Below are 22,670 nucleotides of genomic sequence, written 5' to 3'. Positions count from 1 at the left end.
GACCTGCAGATTGCCAGGCGCCACCGACACGCCCGCCCCTATGCTGGATCGATGGAGCCGATGTCCGCTTTGTCCATGCAAGGGCTGTGGAAGAGGTTCGGCACGAAGATCGCCGTGGCGGGCGTCGACCTGGAGGTCCCGACGGGCTCGTTCTACGGCCTCGTCGGTCCGAACGGCGCCGGCAAGACCACCACGCTGTCGATGGCGACCGGCCTGCTCCGCCCGGACTTCGGCAGGGTGCTGGTGCGCGGGCAGGACCTGTGGGCGGACCCGCCCGCGGTCAAGGCCGGGCTCGGCGTGCTGCCCGACGGCGTGCGGCTGTTCGACCGGCTCACCGGGGCCCAGCTCGTCACCTACGCGGGCCTGCTGCGCGGCCTGGACCGGGACACCGTCCGCGACCGCACGGCGGACCTGCTGCGCACTTTCGACCTCACCGCCGACGCGGACACCCTGGTCGTCGACTACTCGGCGGGCATGACCAAGAAGATCGGCCTGGCCTGCGCCCTCGTGCACGCCCCGCGGGTCCTGGTCCTGGACGAGCCGTTCGAGGCGGTCGACCCGGTGTCCGCCGCGAACATCCGGGACATCCTGGCGGCCTACGCCGCGGGCGGCGGCACTGTCGTCGTCTCCTCGCACGTGATGGACCTGGTGCAGCGGATGTGCGACCACGTCGCCGTGATCTCCGGCGGCCACGTCCTCGCGCAGGGCACGGTCGACGAGGTGCGCGGGGACGACTCGCTGGAGGACCGGTTCGTCGAGCTGGTCGGCGGCCGCCGGACGGAGGGGGCGCTCGCGTGGTTGCGCACCTCGTCCGACTGAAGCTGACCCTGCTGCGCAACGGCCTGCGGCGCAGCGTGTGGAAGGTCGTCGCCCTCCTGCTGTCGGTCCTGTACGCGCTGTTCCTGCTCGGGCTCGCGGTGGTCGGCCTGGTGGCGCTCGGCGCGCACGACGACCCCGAGCTGACCCGGACGGTCGTCGTGCTCGGCGGCGCGCTGCTCGTCGCGGGGTGGTGGCTGCTGCCGCTGGTCGCGTTCGGCGTGGACAGCACGCTGGACCCCGAGCGGTTCCAGCTGTTCGCGATCCGCCGCCGGCACCTGCTGACCGGCCTCGCGCTCGCCGGCCTGGTCGGCGTGCCGGGCGCCGCCACCCTGGTGCTCGGCGGCGCGTCGGCCCTGGCCTGGTGGCGGGACCCGGGCGCGGTGGTCGCCGGGGTCGTCGGCGGGGCGCTCGGCGTCGCGGTGTGCGTGATCGGCTCCCGCGCGATCACCACGATGCTCGCGCCGCTGGTCGGCGGCCGGCGGTTCCGCGAGGTCGCCGCCGTGCTCGCGATCGTCCCGCTCATGCTGATCGGCCCGATCCTGCTCGGTGCGACCGCCGGCCTGCAGGCGGTCGCCGACGCGCTGCCCGAGGTCGGCGTCGTCGTCGGCTGGACCCCGCTCGGGGCCCCGTGGGCGCTCGCGGGGGACGTCCAGGCCGGCGCGTGGCTCCCGGCGCTCGGCAAGCTCGCGGTGACCGGGGCGACCCTCGCGGTCCTGGTCGGCGTCTGGGACCGCGCGCTGTCCGCGGCCCTGGTGCGCTCGCCCGGCGGCACGGGCCACGTCGCCCGCAGCGAGGGCCTGGGCTTCTTCGCCCGGTTCCCGGCGACGCCGACCGGTGCGGTCGCGGCCCGCAGCCTCACCTACTGGCTCCGGGACCCGCGGTACGCGGCGGCGGTCGCCGTCGTCCCCGTCATGGTCCTGCTGCTGTGGTTCATGGGGCGCGGCGGCGGGATCCTGCTCGGCGCGGGCGTCGTCGTGGCGTTCGTCATGGGCTGGTCGCTCTCCGCGGACATCTCCTACGACGACACCGCGTTCTGGACGCACGTCGCCGCCCCGGTCGACGGCCGGGTGGACCGGGCGGGCCGCGCGGTCGCCGGGATGCTCGTCGGCGGCGTGGTCGTGCTCGCGACGGACGTGCTCGTGCTCGGGGTGTCCGGGCGGTGGGACGCCGCCGTCCCGGTGCTCGGCATGTCGCTCGGGGTGCTGGCGGTGGGCGTCGGGGCGTCGTCGATCTACTCGGCCCGCGTCGTCTACCCGGTGCCGAAGCCGGGGGACAACCCGTTCTCGACGCCGCAGGGCTCGTCGCTCGCGGTGATGCTCACCCAGTCGCTCGGCATGCTCCTGCTGCTGGCGGTGTGCGCGCCGACCGTCGGGCTGGGCATCGGCGCCGTGGTCACCGGGCACCCGCTGCTCCAGGTGCTCACCCTCGTCGTCGGCCTCGGCTCGGGCGCGGCGGCGCTGGTCGTGGGCGTGCGGGTCGGCGGCGGCCTGTACGACCGGCGGGCCCCGGAGCTGCTGCAGACCATCCGCTCGTTCGCCTGAGGACCCGCCCGGGGCGCCCGCCCCCTAGGATGGTCGCCCGTGGCACTCACCATCGGCATCGTCGGCCTGCCCAACGTCGGCAAGAGCACCCTGTTCAACGCGCTCACCCGCGCGCAGGTCCTCGCGGCGAACTACCCGTTCGCCACGATCGAGCCCAACGTCGGCGTCGTGCCGCTGCCCGACCCGCGGCTTGAGAAGCTCGCGGAGATCTTCGGCAGCGAGAAGATCCTCCCGGCCACGGTGTCGTTCGTCGACATCGCCGGCATCGTCAAGGGCGCGAGCGAGGGCGAGGGGCTCGGCAACAAGTTCCTCGCCAACATCCGCGAGGCCGAGGCCATCTGCCAGGTGACCCGCGCGTTCGCCGACCCCGACGTCGTGCACGTCGACGGCCGCGTGTCGCCCAAGGACGACATCGAGACCATCAACACCGAGCTGGTCCTCGCCGACCTGCAGACGCTCGAGAAGGTCGTCCCGCGCCTGGAGAAGGAGGTCCGCATCAAGAAGGCGGACCCCGCCGAGCTCGCCGCCGCGCAGGCCGCCCAGGCCGTGCTCGAGTCCGGCCAGACGCTGTTCCAGGGCGCCAAGGCCGCCGGGCTCGACCTGGCCGACCTCGCCTCGCTGCAGCTCATGACGGCCAAGCCGTTCATCTACGTGTTCAACACGGACGACGCCGGCCTGGCCGACACCGCGATGCAGGACGAGCTGCGCGCGTTCGTCGCCCCCGCCGACGCGATCTTCCTCGACGCGAAGTTCGAGTCCGACCTGGTCGAGCTCGAGCCCGACGAGGCCAAGGAGATGCTGGCGGACAACGGCCAGGACGAGGCCGGCCTCGACCAGCTCGCCCGGGTCGGGTTCCACACCCTGGGCCTGCAGACCTACCTCACCGCCGGCCCGAAGGAGTCCCGCGCCTGGACGATCCACCAGGGGTGGACCGCGCCGCAGGCCGCCGGGGTGATCCACACGGACTTCCAGAAGGGCTTCATCAAGGCCGAGGTCATCTCGTTCGACGACCTGGTCGAGGCCGGCTCCGTCGCCGCCGCCCGGTCCGCGGGCAAGGCGCGCATCGAGGGCAAGGACTACGTGATGGCCGACGGCGACGTGGTGGAGTTCCGCTTCAACGTGTGACCGGCGGGCCGTCGCGCGCTCGCGCCCGACTGCTAGCATCAGGGCTAGCACTCGCCGCGGGAGGGGTCGCCGCCATGTCCACCATCGTCGTCCGCGGGCTCGACGAGTCCGTCAAGCAGCAGCTCGCCGCCCAGGCGAAGGAGCACGGCCGCTCCATGGAGGCCGAGGCACGGGACATCCTCACGCAGGCCGCGCGCCGACCCCACATCGGGATGGCCCTGCTCCGGGCGGCGCGTCAGGCCGGCGGCGTCGAGGACCTCGTCGTGCCGGAGCGCACCGACGACGCCCGCGCGGTGGACTTCGGGTGATCGTCCTCGACACCAACGTCATCTCGGAGATCTTCCGGCCGCAGCCCGAGCCGCGCGTGGTGACGTGGCTCGAGGCCCTGACCGGTGAGGTCGCGATCACGGCCGTGACGCTCGCGGAGCTCCTGGCGGGAGTGCGGCGGCTGCCCGACGGGCAGCGCCGGTCCGCGCTCACCGAGCGGATCCACCTGGCCGTCGAGCCTTACCGCGCGACCCGGGCGATCCTCTCGTTCGACGTCGCGGCGGCCGAGCAGTACGCGGACGTGCTCGCCGCGCGGGAGCGGGCGGGGCGGCCGATCCACTCGGCGGACGCGCAGATCGCGGCGATCTGCCGCGTGCACGGGGCGACATGCGCGACGCGGAACGTCAAGGACTTCGACGGGACCGGGGTCGACGTCGTCGACCCGTGGGCCGCGTGACCGAGGACCTGCTCGCCGCGCTGCGCTGCGACCCCGAGATCCCCGCGCCGGACCTGGTCGCGGTCGACGCCGCCGACCGGCTGGTCCTGGACGAGGCCGCGCCGCTGCTCGACGGCGCCGCGCCCGGCTCCGTCGTCGTGATCGGCGACCGGTACGGCGCGGTCACGTTGGGCGCGGTCGACCGGTTCGGGCTGACCGGCGTCCGCGCGCACACCGACCGGCTGACCGGCGAGCTCGCGCTGGCGGAGAACGCGGCCCGGCTGGGTCGCGCCGACGCGTTCCGGTCGCTCGCCGACCTCGGTCCGGAGCTCGTGGCCGGCGCCCGGGTGGTGCTGCTCCTGCTGCCGCGGTCGCTCGACGCCCTGGACGAGATCGCCGCGCTGATCGCCCGGCAGGCCGACCCGTCGGTGGCCGTGGTCGCCGGCGGCCGGGAGAAGCACATGTCCCGGGCCATGAACGACGTCCTCGCGCGGCACTTCGCGGAGGTGCGCGCCAGCCGCGGGCGGCAGAAGGCCCGCGTCCTGCACGCCGCCGGACCCCGCGCCGTCGACGGGGGAGACCCCGCGTGGCCCGCCACCGCGCGGCACGACGACCTCGGCCTGACCGTCCGCGCGCACGGGGCGGCCTTCGCCGGCGCCCGCGTGGACATCGGCACCCGGTTCCTGGTCGAGCACCTCGCCGACGCCGTGCCGGACGCGCGCACCGCGGTGGACCTCGGCTGCGGCACCGGGGTGCTGGCGTCCGCGCTGGCCGCCGCGCGTCCGGGCGTCGAGGTGGTCGCGACCGACGAGTCCGCGGCCGCGGTGGCCTCGGCCCGGGCGACCGTCGAGGCGAACGGCCTCGCGGGCCGGGTGCGCGTGCAGCGCGCCCGGGGGACGGCCGGGATCCCCGACGCGAGCGCCGACCTCGTCCTGCTCAACCCGCCGTTCCACGTGGGCGCCGCGGTGCACGACGGCGTCGCGCGCGGGCTGTTCGCCGAGGCGGCGCGGGTGCTGCGCCCCGGCGGCGAGCTGTGGTGCGTGTGGAACTCCGGGCTCGGCTACCGGCCGGCGTTGCAGGCGGCGGTCGGCCCGACCCGGCAGGTGGCGCGGAACCCGAAGTTCACGATCACGGCGTCCCGCCGGGTCTGACCAGACGGCCTCACAGCAGCGTCGTCAGCACGCCCCCGTCGGCCCGCACCGCCGCGCCGTTCGTCGCCGACGACAGCGGGCTCGCCAGGTACACCGCCAGCCGCGCGATCTCCTCGGGCTCGATGAACCGCTGCAGGAGCGACGTCGTCCGGGCCGCGGCGAGCGTGTCCTTGAGGTCGCCGGCGGGCACCCCCTGGGCCTGCGCGATCTGCTCGACCGTGCGCGCGACCCCGTCGGAGTAGGTCGGCCCGCCGAGGATCGTGTTGACCGTGACGCCGGTGCCGCGGGTCGTCTTCGCGAGGCCGTTGGCCAGCGCGAGCGCCCCGGCCTTCGTCACGCCGTAGGGCACCATGTCGGCCGGGACGTCCACCCCCGACTCGCTGCTGACGAAGAGCACCCGGCCCCGGCCGCGGGCGAGCATCGGCGGGAGCAGCCGGCGGGTGAGGCGCACGCCGCTCATCAGGTTGACGTCGAGGTAGCGCTGCCAGTCGGCGTCGGTGGCCCGGTCGAACGGCGCGACGTCGAAGACGCCCGCGTTGTTCACGAGCACGTCGACGTCGCCGAGCCGGTCGAGCAGCCGCTCCACCTGGCCGGCGTCCGCGAGGTCGGCGGCGATCCCGGACACCGCGGCCCCCGGGACGGCGGCGCGCAGCCGGGCGACCGCGTCCTGCACCCGGCCCTCGTCGCGCCCGTTGACGACGACCTCGGCGCCCTCGCGCAGCAGGGCCGCGGCGATCGCGTGGCCGATGCCCTGCGTCGACCCGCTGACGAACGCGCGGGTCCCGGTCAGCTGCAGATCCATGGTGGTCCTCCCCGTGCCGCCGCACCGCGCGGCGATCACTTGCTCAGGAAAGTCAACCTAGGCGGAGAGGACTTTCCTGAGCAAGTCAGTCCGCGCTAGGCTGCTCCGTGTGACCGACGCCGCGCAGCCCCCCGCCGAGCTCGAGGGCGACGACCTCGCGACCTGGTCGTCGCTCGCCACCGTCCTCGAGTGGCTCCCGCCCGCGCTCGACGCGCAGCTCCAGCGGGACGCCGGGATCACGCACTTCGAGTACGGGGTGCTCTACGCGCTGAGCCGGGCGGACGACGGGACGCTGCGGATGAGCGTGCTCGCGGACTACGCGAACAGCACGCTGTCCCGGCTGTCCCGCGCGGCGGCCCGGCTGGAGGGGCGCGGGTGGCTGCGCCGGGAGCCGGACCCCGCCGACGGGCGCTACACGCTCGCGCTGCTGACCGAAGCCGGGCGGGCGGCGGTCGCGGCGGCGACGCCCGCCCACGTCGCGACGGTGCACCGGCTGGTGCTCGACCGGCTGACGGCGGCGCAGGCGCGGCAGCTGCGGGAGATCAGCCGGCGGATCGCGCGGGGGGTGCGCGAGGAGGGCGGCTGGCTGCCGCCCGCGGCGGGGGAGCGGTGAGCGGCGTGGCGGGCCCGCGAGGCGCCTGCGGAAGGTAGCGTCGGAAGGGTGCAAAAGGTAGCGTAGGAATCCTGTCAGAGGTAGCGTAGTGCGGCCGCGAGCGGTAGCGTATGGGCCGTGGAGTACCTCACCAGGACCGTCGACGCCGAGCTGTCCGCGCTGCTCCCGCACGCGGCCGCGATCGCCCTCGACGGTCCCAAGGGCGTGGGGAAGACCGCCACCGCGCTCCGTCGCGCCACGACCGCCTGGTTCCTCGACGACCCGGCTCAGCGGCAGGTGGCCGCTGCCGACCCCGCGCTCTCCACGCCCCCGCCCGGGGGCGTGCTCCTCGACGAGTGGCAGCGGATCCCGCAGGTGTGGGACGCGGTGCGCCGCCAGGTGGACGCCGGCGCGCCGCCGGGCCGGTTCCTGCTCACGGGCTCCGCGACCCCGGTCGACGGTGCCGGCACGCACAGCGGCGCCGGCCGCATCCTCTCGCTGCGGATGCGGCCGATGGCCCTCCACGAGCGGGGCGAGGTGGAGCCGACCGTGTCGCTCGCGGCCCTGCTCACCGGGGGTGCGATCGTCGAGGGCGAGTCGACCACCTCGCTCCGCGACTACGCCGAGGCGATCGTGGAGAGCGGCTTGCCCGGGGTCAGGACGCACGCGTCGCGCGTGCGCCGCGGCCTGCTCGACGCCTACCTCCAGCGCGTCGTCGACCGCGACCTGCCCGACCTCGGCTTCTCGGTGCGCCGTCCGGAGACCCTTCGGCGCTGGCTGGCCGCGTACGGCGCGGCCTCCTCGACCACCACCGCGTACTCGCGGCTGCTCGACGCGACGACCGGGGGAGACGGCGCCCAACCGGCCAAGACGACCACGATCGCCTACCGCGACCACCTCACCCGGCTGTGGCTGCTGGACCCGGTGCCGGGGTGGATCCCCGCGAACAACCCGATCTCCCGCCTGCAGCGGGCGCCCAAGCACCAGCTGGCCGATCCCGCGCTGGCGGCCCGGCTCCTCGGCCTCTCGGCGGACTCCCTGCTCGGCCCGGCGGGCGCGCACATGACCGGCCCGCTGTTCGAGTCGCTCGTCACGCTCGGGGTGCGGGTCGCCGCGCAGGCGGCCGAGGCGACGGTGCACCATCTGCGGACCGGGTCGGGCGACCGCGAGGTCGACCTGGTGGTGCAGGGGGACGACGGGAGGGTCGTGGGCGTCGAGGTGAAGCTGGCCCCGGCCGTGACCGACGCCGACGTGCGGCACCTGCTGTGGCTGCGCGAGCGGCTGCCCGACCTGGTCGCCGACCTCGTCGTCGTGACCACGGGGACGACGGCCTACCGTCGCCGCGACGGGGTCGCGGTCGTGCCGCTCGCGCTCCTCGGGGCGTGAGCAGCACGACCGCCCTCACCCCTCCCCGGCAGCCCGCCGCACCAGCTCCCGGATCGTCGCCTCCTCGGCGTCGCCGACCCGGGTCAGCGCGTACGCGGTCGGCCACATCGCGCCGTCGTCCAGCCGCGCGTCGTCGTTGAACCCGAGCGTCGCGTACCGGGCCTTGAACTTGGACGCGGGCTGGAAGAACAGCACGGCCTTCGTCGCGCCGTAGGCCGGCATCCCGTACCAGGTGCGCGGCGTGAGCCCGGGGGCGACCTCCCGGACGATCGCGTGGATCCGCTCGGCCATCGCCCGGTCCTCGTCCGGCAGCTCGGCGATCTTCGCGAGCAGCTCGGCCTCCGGGTCGCCGCCGGCCTTGCCGCGCTTGCGGGCGGTGCGGACCTCGGCGGCGCGCTCCTGCATCGCGGCGCGCTCCTCGGCGGTGAAGTTCGCGGTGGACCCGTGGGTGTCGGCCATGCTCGGTGCCTCCTGGTCGGGCGGGGTGCGGTGCGTGCTCCCCACCGTAGGAGCCGCGGTCGGCGCGGTGCTTCTCCGATCCTGACGGGTCCGCGTGGCGGCTCAGTCGGACTCGGCGAGGTCCAGGTCGTCGACGATCGCCTGCACGTCCTCGAGGTGCTCCGGGCAGTAGACGCCCACGATCAGCAGCTCCGCCTGGACTGCCCGGCTCTCCGCGATCGTCGGCCGGTACCCCGGCCCGGTCGCGCCGTTGGAGAGGCCGGCGAAGATCGCGGCCTGGCCCAGCGCGGACGCCGGGTCGCTGCACGCGACCCCGCCGTCGGTGCCGAGGACGGCGGCGACCCGGTCGGCGGAGGGCAGCTGCTCGGCGCCGGCGGCGGCCATGGCGTCGACCAGCTCCTGGGCCTTCTCCTGCGCCTCGGCGCCCTGCCGGGCGGAGCGGAACGACAGCAGGGCGACCAGCACCAGCACCGCGAGGACGGCGATGCTCACCCCGTACACCCAGCCGCGCTCGCGGCGGGTCGAGGTCTCGACGGGCACGGTCATGACGCGCTCACCTCCGGCTGCTGCGCCTCCGCGAGCCGCCACGAGGGCTTGCGGAACCGGTAGAACAGGAACGGCACGAGCAGGCCGAGGCCGAGGGCACCGCCGCCGACGACCAGGACGTAGACCCACGGGCTGCCGGTGCCGAGCTGCGACGGCGGGACGAAGCCGACGAGCAGCGCCGCCGCCGAGGCGACGAACCCGACGCCGCACAGCGTGCGGATGATCGGGGCCCGGTAGCCCCGCGGGTGGTCCGCGTGCAGGCGCCGCAGCCGCACCGCGGCCACGAACATCAGCAGGTACATGATCAGGTAGACCTGCGTGGTGATCACCGAGAACACCCAGTACGCGCTCGACACCGAGGGGATCAGCGCGTACCCGAGGGCGATGAGGGTGGTGACGGCGCCCTGGGTGACCAGGATGTTCTGCTGCACGCCGTTCTTGTTCAGCCGCTGCAGGAACGGCGGCAGGTAGCCCTCCTGCCGGGAGATCAGCAGCAGGCCCTTCGACGGCCCGGCGAGCCAGGTGAGCATCCCGGCGACCGACGCCGTGACGAGCATGACCCCGATGACCGGCGTGAGCCACTGCCAGCCGAACTGGGCGAACACCGCGTCGAAGGCCTGCATGATCCCGGCGGTGAGCGACAGCTCCTCCGCGGGGACGAACCAGGAGATGGCCAGCGCGGGCAGGATGAAGATGAGCAGGACCATCCCCATCGCCAGGAACATCGACCGCGGGAACTCGCGCCCGGGGTTCCGCAGCGAGGACACGTGCACCGCGTTCATCTCCATGCCCGAGTAGGACAGGAAGTTGTTCACGATCAGCACGAGACTCGACAGGCCGGCCCAGGCGGGCAGCAGGTGCTCGGCGTCCATCGGCGCGGCCGACGGGTTGCCCTGCCCGAGGAACACGACGCCCAGGGTCACCAGCAGCACCCCGGGGATCAGCGTGCCGATGATCAGGCCGCCGGACGCGAGCCCCGCGATCGCCTTGGTGCCGCGGGACGACACCCACACGCCGCTCCAGTAGACGACCACGATGACCGCGGCGGTCCACACGCCGCTCGTCGCGAGGTCGGGGTTGATGACGTACGCGAGCGTGCTGGCCACGAACCCGAGCAGCGTCGGGTAGTAGAAGATCGTCATCGCGAACTGGCACCAGACGGCGAGGAAGCCGGCCGGCTTCGAGATGCCCTCGGAGACCCAGTTGTAGACGCCGCCCTTCCACCCGGACGCGAGCTCGGCGGACACCAGCGAGGTCGGCAGCAGGAACACGATGGCCGGCACGACGTAGAGGAACACGGCCGCGAGCCCGTAGATCGCCATCGTCGGCGCCGCGCGCAGGCTGGCCACCGAGCTGGTGGTCATCATCGCGAGCGCGACCCAGGAGATCCACTGGGCCGCCGGCGCGGGGGCGCGGGGCGGCACCGCGTCGGCGGGCGGCGGCTCGGGGGCGTCACCCGCGCGCCCGTCGCCGACCGGGCTGCCGTTCGTGGTGGGGGTGCCGTCGACGGCGACGCCGCCGGCGTCGGGTCCCGTCGCCGCCCGGTGCCGCGGCGCGGGCTCGCCGGTGGTGGGTGCGGTCTCCGCGGACATGGTGCCCCCCTCTCCGCGCCGTCTCCGGCGACGGGACTCACGCTAGGGAGGCGCCGGAGCGGTCGTCCTCACCCGGCCGGGGTTACCCCCGGGGACGCGTCACCGCACGCCGTAGACCCGCGCGCGGTGCGCCGCGAACCGCCGCCGCCCGACCGTGCGCCAGAGCAGCCGGGCGGGCGCGGGCAGGTTGGTGCGCAGCCAGCCCGCCCGCTCGGCCTCCGGGACGGCGTCCAGGATCCAGCCGAGCTGGAGGAGCATCCGGCTGCGCGGGACCGAGGCCATGCCGTGCTCGTGCAGCTGGTCCCACTCCCGCTGGCTCAGCACGCTCGACGCCGTGGGCAGGATGCGGTCCTCCTCCTGGCCGAGGTGCAGCACGAGCAGCGCCTGCAGCTCGTCCAGCACCCGGGCGACGTCGTCGCGCGCGGCGGCGGGCGCGCCCGCCTCCCACGCGGGCAGCGCGGCGTCGAGGTCGCGCAGCAGCCCGGCGACGTCCGCGTGCTGGGCGCGCATCAGCCCGACGTGCAGCGCGCACGCGGGGGACCGCTGCTCGAGGCGGTCCCACAGGAGGAGGTCCTCGCCCTCGTGGTGGTGGTGCAAGCCGGTCGCGACCTCCCGGACGTGCGCGGCGACGACGCGCATCCGGGCGACGTCGCCGTCCCGCACCCCGCGGACGAGCCCGGGCGCGTCGCCGAACGCGCGGCGGAACAGCTGGTGGATGTGCAGCAGGTCCGAGGTGTCGCACCCGGGACGGTCGGTGGTCGCGGTCATCGTCGGCTCGCTCTCGCTCGGTGGGTGGTGCGGCGGGGCAGGGGGCGCCCGGCGCCGGTGACGCCGCCCCTGCGGGCGTCACCGGCTATCGCCGAACGGTGGTGACGACTATCCTCAGGGCCATGTCCGCCGTCAAGAGCACCGACCCGCTCGACGCGTGGGTCGTGCGCGGGACCGCGCCCGGCGTCGCGCCCGCTGCGACGGAGGGGCTGCGCGCGCTGCTCAACACCGACGACCGGTTCCACGGGGTCGACCGGCTCCGCGGGACCGGGCCGCGGGTGCTCGTCGAGGCCCGCGACGTCCTGCGCGGCTACCTCGGCGGCGGCGACGCGACGGCGCTGGGCGCGCTCGCGGCGCGGTACCCGCTCGTGCTGGCCCCCGGCGACCCGGCGTCCGGCGGCGGCCTCGCCCTCGTGCCCGCGCCCGGCGCCGACCGGGACACGGCGCTCGTCGCCGAGGTGCTGGCCGCGCTGCACCGCGCGGTCGCGACGGGGGAGTGGGCGCGGCTCAAGGCCTGCGCGAACCCGGACTGCCAGTGGGTCTACCACGACGCGTCCCGCAACCGGTCGGGCCGCTGGTGCGCGATGGACGAGTGCGGCGACGTGATGAAGGCGCGCGCGTACCGCCGCCGCGCGCGGGCCTGACGGCCCCGGGCTGCGACCCCGCTGCGACCCGGTCGCCGTACGCTCGCGGCGCCGGTCGGTCGACCGTCGGCCGACCCGCGCTGGAGGCGACGATGCTGTCCGACCACCCCGCGATGCCCTGCCTCGCCGTGCGGGACCTGGGCCGTGCGCGCCAGTTCTACGAGCAGACCCTGGGCTTCCGGAAGCAGGAGCTGCCGGGGTTCACCGACGCCGAGGAGATGACCGGCGTCGTCTACGCGACCAAGCAGGGCGGGATGCTGGTGTACCCGTCCTCCTACGCCGGCACCAACCAGGCGACCGCCGTGACGTTCCAGGTCGCCGACGAGGCCTTCGAGGAGGAGGTCGCGGCCCTGCGGGCCGGCGGCATCGAGTTCCAGACGTTCGAGCTGCCGTCCGGCTCCTGGTCCGACGGCGTGCTGACCGACGGGCCGATGCGGTCGGTGTGGTTCGCCGACCCGGACGGGAACATCCTCAACGTCGAGGCGGTGCGCGTCGCCGCCGCGGTCTGAGCCCCGCTCGTCACGGGCGGCGTCGGGGCCGCCGTCGCGGCCCCGACGCCGCACACCACGGGCCGCCCCTCCCGTCCCGGGCGGGGCGGCCCCGCCGCGCCCGCGGCCGCCGGGGTGCCGGACCGGCCGGGTTGTGCGACCCTCGTCACACCGCGCGCGGGGACGACGAGGTCGTCGCGCGGGGGACGGGCGGCCGCGAGGTCGTCCCCATAGCACAGGGCCGTGGTTCCGCGCTGAGCCGACGGCCCCCGACGAGGGCGCCCGCCGCCGACGGGCGCTCCGAGCGGCATGTTTCCGCGATGTTACCGGCGGGTTCCGTCTTGAATGCTGGACACTACTGCTCAGTATCGATCCGGTAACGATCGCCCGCTGCGGGGGGATGTGTCCGATTTGTCCTGACTGGGGTCACTAGCGTTGCCCCATCCACGGCGGGACCGCACGTCTGCCGCGCTCGGGACGACCCCGGAGGTCGGCCCACGCGGCGCGAGGACGGGCGGGCGCCACCTTCACAGGAGGAACATTGAAGATCAGGCGAATCAGCGCCGCGGCGGCTGCGGTGGCGGCGGGGGCACTCGTGCTCACGGCGTGCTCGAGCCCCGCCCCGCAGAGCGAGATCGACGAGACGACGTCGGTCAACGTCAGCTGGAACCAGCCGATGTTCTCGACGAACAACCTCACGTCGAACGGCAACGCGACCGCGAACGCGAACGTCATCTACCTGATGACCTCGTTCTTCAACTACTACGACGGCGACCTGAACCTCGCGAAGAACGAGGACTTCGGGACGTACGAGGTCGAGTCCGAGGACCCGCTGGTCGTCAAGTACACGATCAACGACGGCGTCACGTGGTCCGACGGCGAGCCCGTCGACGCGGCCGACATGATCCTCTGGTGGGGCGCGCAGAACGACATGTTCGACACCGCCTCCGGCGACGACGTGGAGTCCGGCGACGACGGCTCCGTCACCGCCCCCGAGGGCTCGGTCTACTTCGACTCGTCCTCCCCGGCGATGAACCTGATCACCGACTTCCCGGAGATCAGCGACGACAACAAGTCGGTCACCTTCCACTACACCGAGCCGCGCTCGGACTGGGAGGTCTCGATGAGCCAGCCGTCCCCGATCGCGGCGCACGCCGTGGCGGAGATCGCGCTCGGCATCGACGACCCGACCGAGGCGAAGAACGCCCTGATCGACGCGTTCAAGAACAACGACGCGGCGGCCCTGGCCCCGATCTCGGAGACCTGGAACAACGGGTTCAACTTCACGTCGCTCCCGGACGACGAGCGTCTCTACCTCTCGTACGGCGCGTACATCATCTCGGACTACGTCGAGAACCAGTACGTCACGCTGACGAAGAACCCCGACTACACCTGGGGCCCGGAGCCCAAGGTGGACTCGATCACGATCCGCTACACCGAGGACCCGCTGGCCGCGGTCACCGCGCTCCAGAACGGTGAGGTCGACCTGATCGCCCCGCAGTCCTCCGTGGACGTGCTGGCCACCCTCGAGGGCATCGACGGCGTCTCCTACTCCACCGAGCAGGAGGGCACCTACGAGCACGTCGACCTGACGTTCAACAACGGCGGCCCGTTCGACCCGGCGGCCTACGGCGGCGACGCCGAGAAGGCGCTCAAGGTCCGCCAGGCGTTCCTCAAGACGATCCCGCGCCAGGAGATCATCGAGAAGCTCATCCAGCCGCTGCAGGAGGACGCCACGACGCGTGACTCCTTCACCGTGGTCCCGGGCTCCCCGAACTACGACGAGGTCGTCGCGAACAACGACTCCTCGCTCTGGACGGACGTCGACATCGAGGGCGCCAAGGCCCTGCTCGCCGAGGCCGGCGTGACCACCCCGGTGGACGTGCGCTTCCTCTACGGCAAGTCCAACGTGCGCCGCGCGAACGAGTACCAGCTCATCGCGCAGTCCGCGTCGCAGGCCGGCTTCAACGTCATCGACAACGGTGACGACAACTGGTCCTCGCTGCTCGGTGGCGGCACCTACGACGCCTCGCTCTTCGGCTGGCAGTCGACCAACACGTTCGCCCTGAACTCCGAGGCGAACTACATCACCGACGGCGTGAACAACTTCGGTGGCTACTCGAACCCGGCCATCGACGAGCTGTACGGCCAGATGTCGACGAACACGGACGCGGACGTCGAGACCCAGCTGACGATCGACATCGAGAAGCAGCTGAACGCGGACGCCTTCGGCGTCAACATCTTCCAGTTCCCCGGTGTGGTCGCGCACCGCGACGTCCTGCAGGGCGTCTCGACCATCGCGCTCTCGCCGACCATCTTCTGGAACTACTGGGACTGGGAGATCAGCGCGTCCGACTCCCTCGACGCGCCGAGCGCGACCGAGACCGAGTGACGATCTGACGCAGCACTGACGCTCCACCAGCGAGCGACGCCGGCACGGGGGTACCGCGGCCACCGCGGTACCCCCGTTGCCGTGCCCCTAGTACCACAGCCGCAACGGCACTCACGGCCGACCCCGGCCCGAGGCGCAGCACCCCTACCGGGAGTGCCTACACTTGCGCTTTGCGAGTACCCCCCTTCCCGTGAGGCAAGGACCCCATGGCCACCTCTGTGACGACCCGTGCCTCCGGCGCGCGCTCCGCGCCCGACGCACCGGTCACGGCCCGCCGTTCCTGGTTCAGGAACGCGGCGCCCACCCTGACGTTCCTCGGGCGACGCCTCGTCTCGTCCGCGATCGTGCTGCTCGGAGCGACGTTCATCGTCTACATGCTCCTCGCGTACTCCCTCGACCCCCTCGAGGAGCTGCGGACCAGCACCGCCCCCAACAAGGAGGCGCTGATCGCGGCGCGGATCCAGGCGCTGGACCTGAACACCCCGCCGGTGATCCGGTACTTCAAGTGGCTGGGCTCGCTGCTCACCGGCGACCTCGGCTCCAGCTGGGTCACGGGGCAGCCGGTGTCCGCGCTGCTGAGCTCCGCGATCCCGAGCACCGTGCAGCTCGTCGCCGCGTCGACGTTCCTCGCGATCGGCCTCGGCGTCCTCGTCGGCATCGTGTCGGCCCTGCGCCAGTACACGCGCTTCGACTACAGCGTGACGTTCATGTCGTTCGTCCTGTACTCGCTGCCCTCCTTCTGGGTCGCCGTGCTCCTCAAGCTCTGGGGCGCCATCGGCTTCAACGACTTCCTGGCGAACCCGCACGTCCCGCCGCTGTGGATCGCCCTGCTGTCGGTGATCTCCGGCGTGCTGTGGTCGTCGATCATCGGCGGCACGACGCGCACCCGCTGGGTGTCGTTCGGCGCCGCGGTCGTCGCGACGGCCGCCGCGCTGCTGTTCATCTCGAACACCGGCTGGCTGCTCGACCCGAGCCTGGGCCTGGTGGGCGTGCTCGCCCTCGGCGTCGGCATCGCGTTCGGCATCGTGGCGCTGACCGCGGGCCTGCAGAACCGCCGCGCGCTGTACGCCTCGCTCACGACCGCCGCCATCGGCGCCGCGCTCTACTACCCGCTGCAGTACGCGTTCGTGAACGCGAGCTGGGGCCTGATGGCGCTGCTCGCCGTCGCCGCCCTCGCGGTGGGCCTCGTGGTCGGCTACCTGTTCGGCGGCTACGACCGCGTCGTCTCGATGCGCGCCGCCGCGGTCACCGCGATCGGCGTCGGCGTGCTGCTGTTCGTCGACCGCGTGATGGCGGTCTGGTACCCGTACTCGAACGCGTCGCAGATCAACGGCCGGCCGATCGCGACCATCGGGTCGCAGACGCCGGGCCTGTCCGGGGACTTCTGGGTGCAGTCGCTCGACAAGTTCACCCACCTGATCCTGCCGACGATCGCCCTGATCCTGATCTCGTTCGCGAGCTACACCCGGTACTCCCGGGCGAGCCTGCTCGAGGTCATGAACCAGGACTACATCCGCACCGCGCGGGCCAAGGGCCTGTCCGAGCGGGTCGTCACCACGCGGCACGCCTTCCGCAACGCGCTCATCCCGCTGGCCACCGTCGTGCCGCTCGACATCGCGGCCCTGTTCGGCGGCGCGATCATCACCGAGCGCATCTTCTCGTGGAGCGGCATGGGCGCGTTGTTCATCAAGTCCCTCGGCGCCAAGGACGCGGACCCGATCATGGGGTACTTCCTCGTGACCGGCACGCTCCTCGTCCTCGCCAACATCGTGGTCGACTTCGTGTACGCCGCGCTCGACCCCCGGATCCGGGTGAACTCATGAGCATCACTCCTCCCCTCGAGCCCCACGAGGGCATCACCGACCCGAAGGCCGCGGTCGAGAACACCGAGAACGCGATCGAGCTCAAGGAGGTCGAGGGCCTCTCGCAGGGCCGCATCGTCCTGCGGCGGTTCCTCCGGCACCGGGGCGCGATGATCTCCGCGATCGTCCTGCTCGGCGTCGTCATCCTGGTGACCACGTCCATCGGCTGGGGCCCGATCCCCGGCTGGTGGAAGTACGGCTACCGCGAGACCAGCGACATCGTGAACGCCGGCGGCGCCCCGACGATGGGCTTCGAGAACGGCCGGTTCGTCTTCGGCGACCACCCGTTCGGCCAGGACAACATCGGCCACGACGGCTTCGCGCTCGTCATGCGCGGCACGCAGCAGTCGCTGACCGTCATGGTCGTGATCGGCCTGCTGTCGACGACGATCGGCGTGCTGGTCGGCGCCGCGGCCGGGTTCTTCCGCGGCCGCCTGGACGACCTGCTCATGCGGTTCACCGACATGATCATCACGATCCCGGTGATCATGATCGGCGCCATCCTCGGCGTGCTGGTCGGCGGCGCGAACCCCTGGTCGCTGGCCATCGCCCTGTCGCTGGTGTCGTGGACGAACATGGCGCGGCTCGTGCGCGGGCAGTTCCTCACCCTGCGCGAGCGGGAGTTCGTGGACGCGGCCCGCGTGGCCGGCGCCTCGAACGGCCGGATCATGTTCAAGCACATCCTGCCGAACGCCGTCGGCGTGATCATCGTCAACGCGACGCTGCTCATGGCCTCGGCGATCCTGCTCGAGACCGCGCTGTCCTACCTGGGCTTCGGGATCAACAGCCCCGAGGTCTCCCTGGGCCAGCTCATCAACGAGTATCAGACCGCGTTCGCCACGCGGCCCTGGCTGTTCTGGTGGCCCGGCCTGTTCATCGTGACGATCGCGCTGTGCGTGAACTTCATCGGTGACGGCCTGCGGGACGCCTTCGACCCGCGGCAGCGGCGCATCCCGACCAGGCGGGCGCTCGCCCGGGCGGACGCGCGCAAGGCCAAGTCCCAGGCGCGGGCCGCGGCCAGGGCCTGACGTGTCAGAGCGCCACGGTCAGCACGCTGGCCGCGATCAGCACGGCGATCGCGGCCAGCGTGCCGGCGTGCCAGCGGACCCGCGGGGTCGCGCGCTCGAGGCGGGGGTCGTCCAGGACGCCCGCGTCGCGCAGCTCCTCCCAGCGGGCGCGCACGAGGATGGCCGCCTGGCCGGAGGCGCTCGACGCGAGGTCGCCGGGGCGCACGGTGCCGCCGGGGCCGTAGGTCGAGCCGGGGAGGTTCGCCACGTCGTCCCTGCCGGCGGTGGCCACCCGGGCCCGGCTCGGCGCCGGAGCGGCCCACGCGGCGTAGTCGCCGTAGGCGGTGTGCAGCGTGAGCGCGTAGCGGGTGTCGACCCGCTGGATCGTCGGCCAGGGCAGCTCGATCGTCCGGGTGACGTTCCGGAGCTCGACGCCCGCGGGGCTGACCAGCACGGCCGGGCGCCAGTAGGCCGCCCAGACCCAGAGCACCACCAGCAGCACCGGTGCCACGTAGGGCCACGTGGCCCCCGCGTCGGCCACCAGCCCGGTCACGAGGCCACCGAGGCCCAGGACCGCCACGACCACCGCCAGAACCCGGCCGAAGGCCGGCCTGTACTCCACCACGTCCGCCGAGACCATGCGGCCATCGTCCCAGACCAGCGGACGACCGCCCCTCTCGACGTCGCGCGGCCCGCCCACATCGGGTCGTCCCACGGAAGGATCTCGTGAACCGTGTCCACTGACTTCGCCACCGCCCCCGGCGGCCCGGCCGCCCCGGCCCCCGGTGCCAAGGCGCCGATCCTCGAGGTCCGCGACCTCACGGTCGAGTTCTTCGTCGACGGCGAGTGGTTCCCGGCCGCCCAGGACGTCAGCTACGACGTCCGCCCGGGCGAGGTCCTCGCGATCGTCGGCGAGTCCGGCTCCGGCAAGACCCAGTCGTCGATGTCGCTGATCGGCCTGCTGCCCCCGAACGGCCGCTCGTCGGGCTCCGCGAAGCTGGCGGGCCGCGAGCTGCTCGGGCTGAACCACAAGCAGCTGAGCAAGGTGCGCGGCAACGAGGTCGCCGTCATCTTCCAGGAGCCGATGACCGCGCTGAACCCGGTGTACACCGTCGGGTTCCAGATCGTCGAGACCCTGCGCGTGCACTTCGACATGACGCCGAAGCAGGCGCGCGAGCGCGCGATCGAGCTGCTGCGCCTGGTCGACCTCCCGAACCCGGAGGAGTCGGTCGACAAGTACCCGCACCAGCTCTCCGGCGGCCAGCGCCAGCGCGCCATGATCGCCCAGGCCCTCGCCTGCGAGCCCAAGCTGCTCATCGCGGACGAGCCGACCACGGCGCTCGACGTCACCGTCCAGGCCGAGATCCTCAAGCTCATGCGCGACCTGCGGCACCGCGTCGACGCCGGCATCATCCTCATCACCCACGACATGGGCGTGGTCGCGGACCTGTCCGACCGCGTGATGGTGATGAAGAACGGCCGCGTCGTGGAGTCGGGCTCGGCGGACGAGGTGTTCAACCGCCCGCAGCACGAGTACACCCGCCAGCTGCTCGACGCCGTGCCGCACCTCGGCTCCGAGACCTACGCGGCCCAGGGCCTGCACGGCGAGCACCCGGTCGCCGAGGCCGAGGGCACCGCGCAGGTCACCGAGCGCGCGGGCGTCGACCCGTTCGGCACCGCCGCGCCGGCCGCCGCCCCGGGCTTCGCGCTCGAGGCCAAGGGCCTGGTCATCGAGTACCCGGGCCGCGGCCGCGTCCCCGCGTTCCGCGCCATCAACGGCATCGACCTGACCATCGGCAAGGGCGAGGTCGTCGGCCTGGTCGGCGAGTCCGGCTCCGGCAAGACCACCGTCGGCCGCGCCGCGGTCGGCCTGCTCCCGGTGGCCGGCGGCTCGCTCTCGGTCAACGGCGTCGAGCTGGCCGGCATCAAGCCGAAGGACCTGCGCGCCGTCCGCCAGGACGTCTCGATCGTGTTCCAGGACCCGGGCTCCTCGCTGAACCCGCGCCTGCCGATCGGCGAGTCCATCGGCGAGCCGCTCAAGCTGCACAAGATCGCCTCGGGCGCCGACCTGGACCGCCGGGTCGAGTCCCTGCTGGACCGGGTGCACCTGCCCCGCGCCATGCGGAACCGCTACCCGCACGAGCTGTCCGGCGGCCAGCGCCAGCGCGTCGGCATCGCCCGCGCCCTGGCCCTGTCGCCCAAGCTGCTCATCGCCGACGAGCCGACCTCCGCGCTCGACGTGTCGGTGCAGGCGCGCGTGCTGGAGCTGTTCCAGGAGCTGCAGCGCGAGTACGGGTTCGCCTGCCTGTTCATCAGCCACGACCTCGCGGTCGTGGAGATCCTGTCCAACCGGATCGCCGTGATGAGCAAGGGCGACCTGGTCGAGGTCGGCCCGCGCGAGCAGATCCTCCGCTCGCCGCAGCAGGACTACACCCGGCGCCTGCTCGCCGCGGTGCCCGTGCCGAACCCGGCCGAGCAGAAGCTGCGCCGCGAGGAGCGGGACCGGCTGCTGGCCGCGGCCGCGCCGGCCGGCACCTCGGCCGCGCAGGCCGCGGTGGCCGACGGGCAGCGCGTCCAGGCGTTCGAGGACGAGCAGGTCACCAACGCGGGCCGCTACGAGGGCAACATCCGCCCGCGCGGCGGTTCCGACGGGGTCTGACCCCTCCGACGAGCACCACCACGCGCGCCCCGGCACGACCCCTCCTCGTGCCGGGGCGCGCGTGCGCGTACAATCGATCGGCGCTCGACGTCGTCGCGCCCCTCATCTCCCCACTTCCTCGCGGAAACGAGTCCTGACATGACTGTGCCCACCTCGCCCACGGGCACGCGCGTGCGCGGCGACCTGCGCAACGTCGCGATCGTCGCGCACGTCGACCACGGCAAGACCACGCTGGTCGACGCGATGCTCCACCAGTCCGGCGCCTTCGGTGCGCACGCCCACGTGGACGAGCGCGCGATGGACTCGGGCGACCTCGAGCGCGAGAAGGGCATCACCATCCTCGCGAAGAACACCGCGGTCCGGTACGCCGGCCCCGCGGCGGCCGCGGCGGGCGAGCCCGGTGGCATCACGATCAACGTGATCGACACCCCGGGCCACGCCGACTTCGGCGGCGAGGTCGAGCGCGGCCTGTCGATGGTCGACGGCGTCGTGCTGCTCGTCGACGCGTCCGAGGGCCCGCTGCCCCAGACCCGGTTCGTGCTGCGCAAGGCGCTGGCCGCGAAGCTCCCGGTCATCCTGGTCGTCAACAAGGTCGACCGCCCGGACTCCCGCATCACCGAGGTCGTCGCCGAGGCGACCGACCTGCTGCTGGGCCTGGCGTCCGACCTGCACGACGAGGTCGAGGACCTGGACCTCGACGCGATCCTGGACGTCCCGGTCGTGTACGCCGCCGCCAAGGCCGGCCGCGCCTCGCTGACCCAGCCCGCCGACGGCGGCCTGCCGGACTCCGAGAACCTGGAGCCGCTGTTCGCCACGATCCTCGAGAAGATCCCGGCGCCGACCTACACCGAGGGCGCGCCGCTGCAGGCGCACGTCACCAACCTCGACGCCTCGCCGTTCCTCGGCCGGCTCGCGCTGCTCCGCATCTTCAACGGCGAGCTCACCAAGGGCCAGACCGTGGCCTGGGCGCGGCACGACGGCACGATGCAGAACGTCCGCATCACCGAGCTGCTCGAGACCAAGGCGCTCGACCGCGTCCCGACCGAGAAGGCCGGCCCCGGCGACATCGTCGCGGTCGCGGGCATCGCCGACATCACCATCGGCGAGACCCTGACCGACCCCGACGACCCGCGGCCGCTGCCGCTCATCACGGTCGACGACCCGGCGATCTCGATGACCATCGGCATCAACACCTCGCCGCTGGCCGGCAAGGGCGGCAAGGGCCACAAGGTCACCGCCCGGCAGGTCAAGGACCGGCTCGACTCGGAGCTCATCGGCAACGTGTCGCTCCGCGTCGTCCCGACCGACCGCCCCGACGCCTGGGAGGTCCAGGGCCGCGGCGAGCTCGCGCTGGCGATCCTGGTCGAGCAGATGCGCCGGGAGGGCTTCGAGCTCACCGTCGGCAAGCCGCAGGTCGTCACCAAGAAGATCGACGGCAAGGTGCACGAGCCGGTCGAGCGCATGACGATCGACGTGCCCGAGGAGTACCTGGGCGCCGTCACGCAGCTGCTCGCGCAGCGCAAGGGCCGCATGGAGACCATGTCGAACCACGGCACCGGCTGGGTCCGCATGGAGTTCCTGGTCCCGTCGCGCGGCCTCATCGGCTTCCGCACCCGGTTCCTCACCGACACCCGCGGCACCGGCATCGCGTCGTCCATCGCGGAGGGCTACGAGCCGTGGGCCGGCCCGATCGAGACCCGGGTCGCGGGCTCGCTGGTCGCCGACCGCGCGGGCGTCGTGACGCCGTTCGCGATGATCAACCTGCAGGAGCGCGGGTCGTTCTTCGTCGACCCGACGCAGGAGGTCTACGAGGGCATGATCGTCGGCGAGAACTCCCGCGCCGAGGACATGGACGTCAACATCACCAAGGAGAAGAAGCTCACCAACATGCGCTCCTCCACGGCCGACAACTTCGAGAACCTGGTGCCGCCGCGGCACCTGACCCTCGAGGAGTCGCTGGAGTTCGCCCGCGAGGACGAGTGCGTCGAGGTGACCCCCGAGGTCGTCCGCATCCGCAAGGTGATCCTGGACCAGACGGAGCGCGCCCGGGCCGTGGCCCGTACCAAGCGCGCCTGACGCCTGCGCGCATGACCGGCACCGGGAGGCCGGAGAACAGGACAGGGTGGGTGGTTGT

At 73.1% G+C, this 22,670-nt stretch carries 21 protein-coding genes; 15 read left to right on the top strand and 6 right to left on the bottom strand.

Translation table 11 applies throughout. The features are described from left to right. The first annotated feature begins 51 nt into the window (after window positions 1–51). The 6 genes from AC3WUG_RS06015 (at window position 52) to AC3WUG_RS05990 (ending at window position 5,339) form a co-directional block, all read left to right on the top strand. A complete protein-coding gene (locus AC3WUG_RS06015) occupies window positions 52–819 on the top strand; it encodes an ABC transporter ATP-binding protein (protein ID WP_492326834.1) in 768 nt (255 codons plus the stop codon). Next, complete coding sequence (locus AC3WUG_RS06010) at window positions 795–2,360, top strand: hypothetical protein (protein WP_492326833.1); 1,566 nt, start codon at window positions 795–797, stop codon at window positions 2,358–2,360. The genes AC3WUG_RS06015 and AC3WUG_RS06010 overlap by 25 nt, the downstream gene beginning before the upstream one ends. Window positions 2,361–2,399: 39 nt before the next feature. Further along, window positions 2,400–3,485: a redox-regulated ATPase YchF gene (gene ychF / locus AC3WUG_RS06005; protein WP_147795830.1), complete on the top strand. Its 1,086-nt coding sequence runs from the start codon at window positions 2,400–2,402 to the stop codon at window positions 3,483–3,485. Between the two features lie 74 nt (window positions 3,486–3,559). Continuing rightward, entirely contained in the window at window positions 3,560–3,793 is a 234-nt protein-coding gene (locus AC3WUG_RS06000; RefSeq protein ID WP_492326832.1) for a FitA-like ribbon-helix-helix domain-containing protein, read from the top strand. Next, window positions 3,790–4,209, top strand: coding sequence for a type II toxin-antitoxin system VapC family toxin (locus AC3WUG_RS05995; protein ID WP_492326831.1), 420 nt, complete (start codon window positions 3,790–3,792; stop codon window positions 4,207–4,209). Before AC3WUG_RS06000 ends, AC3WUG_RS05995 begins: the two co-directional genes overlap by 4 nt. Then, complete coding sequence (locus tag AC3WUG_RS05990; protein ID WP_492326830.1) at window positions 4,206–5,339, top strand: class I SAM-dependent methyltransferase; 1,134 nt, start codon at window positions 4,206–4,208, stop codon at window positions 5,337–5,339. Before AC3WUG_RS05995 ends, AC3WUG_RS05990 begins: the two co-directional genes overlap by 4 nt. A gap of 10 nt (window positions 5,340–5,349) precedes the next feature. On the opposite strand, the gene AC3WUG_RS05985 is transcribed toward AC3WUG_RS05990, so the two are convergent. Then, complete coding sequence (locus tag AC3WUG_RS05985) at window positions 5,350–6,141, bottom strand: SDR family NAD(P)-dependent oxidoreductase (protein WP_492326829.1); 792 nt, start codon at window positions 6,139–6,141, stop codon at window positions 5,350–5,352. Window positions 6,142–6,250: 109 nt separating this feature from the next. Here AC3WUG_RS05985 and AC3WUG_RS05980 point away from each other — a divergent pair, with 109 nt between their 5' ends. Beyond that, on the top strand, window positions 6,251–6,754 hold the full coding sequence (locus AC3WUG_RS05980) for a MarR family winged helix-turn-helix transcriptional regulator (RefSeq protein WP_492326828.1): 504 nt from the start codon (window positions 6,251–6,253) through the stop codon (window positions 6,752–6,754). Between the two features lie 117 nt (window positions 6,755–6,871). Beyond that, window positions 6,872–8,119, top strand: a complete 1,248-nt coding sequence (locus AC3WUG_RS05975) for an ATP-binding protein (protein WP_492326827.1) — start codon at window positions 6,872–6,874, stop codon at window positions 8,117–8,119. A 15-nt stretch (window positions 8,120–8,134) separates the two neighbouring features. On the opposite strand, the gene AC3WUG_RS05970 is transcribed toward AC3WUG_RS05975, so the two are convergent. From AC3WUG_RS05970 to AC3WUG_RS05955, 4 genes are all read right to left on the bottom strand, one after another. Next, entirely contained in the window at window positions 8,135–8,578 is a 444-nt protein-coding gene (locus AC3WUG_RS05970) for an iron chaperone (protein ID WP_492326826.1), read from the bottom strand. 102 nt (window positions 8,579–8,680) lie between these two features. Next, window positions 8,681–9,124: a hypothetical protein gene (locus tag AC3WUG_RS05965; protein WP_492326825.1), complete on the bottom strand. Its 444-nt coding sequence runs from the start codon at window positions 9,122–9,124 to the stop codon at window positions 8,681–8,683. Then, window positions 9,121–10,716 (bottom strand): glutamate/gamma-aminobutyrate antiporter GadC, encoded by a 1,596-nt coding sequence (gadC, locus tag AC3WUG_RS05960; protein ID WP_492326824.1) that lies wholly within the window; start codon window positions 10,714–10,716, stop codon window positions 9,121–9,123. The genes AC3WUG_RS05965 and gadC overlap by 4 nt, the downstream gene beginning before the upstream one ends. Before the next feature lie 99 nt (window positions 10,717–10,815). Next, window positions 10,816–11,484 (bottom strand): hemerythrin domain-containing protein, encoded by a 669-nt coding sequence (locus AC3WUG_RS05955; RefSeq protein ID WP_492326823.1) that lies wholly within the window; start codon window positions 11,482–11,484, stop codon window positions 10,816–10,818. A gap of 122 nt (window positions 11,485–11,606) precedes the next feature. On the opposite strand from AC3WUG_RS05955, the gene AC3WUG_RS05950 reads away from it, so the two are divergent. The 5 genes from AC3WUG_RS05950 to AC3WUG_RS05930 all read left to right on the top strand — a co-directional run bounded on the left by AC3WUG_RS05950 (window position 11,607) and on the right by AC3WUG_RS05930 (window position 17,898). Beyond that, window positions 11,607–12,128 carry a CGNR zinc finger domain-containing protein gene (locus tag AC3WUG_RS05950; protein WP_492326822.1) on the top strand — a complete coding sequence of 174 codons (522 nt, stop codon included), beginning with the start codon at window positions 11,607–11,609 and terminating at the stop codon, window positions 12,126–12,128. 92 nt (window positions 12,129–12,220) lie between these two features. Further along, window positions 12,221–12,637 carry a VOC family protein gene (locus AC3WUG_RS05945; protein WP_492326821.1) on the top strand — a complete coding sequence of 139 codons (417 nt, stop codon included), beginning with the start codon at window positions 12,221–12,223 and terminating at the stop codon, window positions 12,635–12,637. A 520-nt stretch (window positions 12,638–13,157) separates the two neighbouring features. Beyond that, window positions 13,158–15,008: an ABC transporter family substrate-binding protein gene (locus tag AC3WUG_RS05940; RefSeq protein ID WP_492326820.1), complete on the top strand. Its 1,851-nt coding sequence runs from the start codon at window positions 13,158–13,160 to the stop codon at window positions 15,006–15,008. Between the two features lie 206 nt (window positions 15,009–15,214). Then, on the top strand, window positions 15,215–16,831 hold the full coding sequence (locus tag AC3WUG_RS05935; protein WP_492326819.1) for an ABC transporter permease: 1,617 nt from the start codon (window positions 15,215–15,217) through the stop codon (window positions 16,829–16,831). Continuing rightward, complete coding sequence (locus AC3WUG_RS05930) at window positions 16,828–17,898, top strand: ABC transporter permease (protein WP_492326818.1); 1,071 nt, start codon at window positions 16,828–16,830, stop codon at window positions 17,896–17,898. Before AC3WUG_RS05935 ends, AC3WUG_RS05930 begins: the two co-directional genes overlap by 4 nt. Window positions 17,899–17,902: 4 nt before the next feature. Here AC3WUG_RS05930 and AC3WUG_RS05925 read toward each other — a convergent pair whose 3' ends face one another. Next, on the bottom strand, window positions 17,903–18,517 hold the full coding sequence (locus AC3WUG_RS05925) for a PH domain-containing protein (RefSeq protein WP_492326817.1): 615 nt from the start codon (window positions 18,515–18,517) through the stop codon (window positions 17,903–17,905). Window positions 18,518–18,610: 93 nt separating this feature from the next. Between AC3WUG_RS05925 and AC3WUG_RS05920 the strand changes: the two genes are divergently transcribed. Next, window positions 18,611–20,536, top strand: a complete 1,926-nt coding sequence (locus tag AC3WUG_RS05920) for an ABC transporter ATP-binding protein (protein WP_492326816.1) — start codon at window positions 18,611–18,613, stop codon at window positions 20,534–20,536. 138 nt (window positions 20,537–20,674) lie between these two features. Then, window positions 20,675–22,612, top strand: a complete 1,938-nt coding sequence (gene typA / locus AC3WUG_RS05915) for a translational GTPase TypA (protein WP_492326815.1) — start codon at window positions 20,675–20,677, stop codon at window positions 22,610–22,612. Window positions 22,613–22,670 lie beyond the last annotated feature (58 nt).

The sequence above is a fragment of the Cellulomonas sp. EB106-03-03-XG116 genome (assembly GCF_058792015.1).
This window is presented reverse-complemented; position numbering and strand designations above follow the sequence as displayed.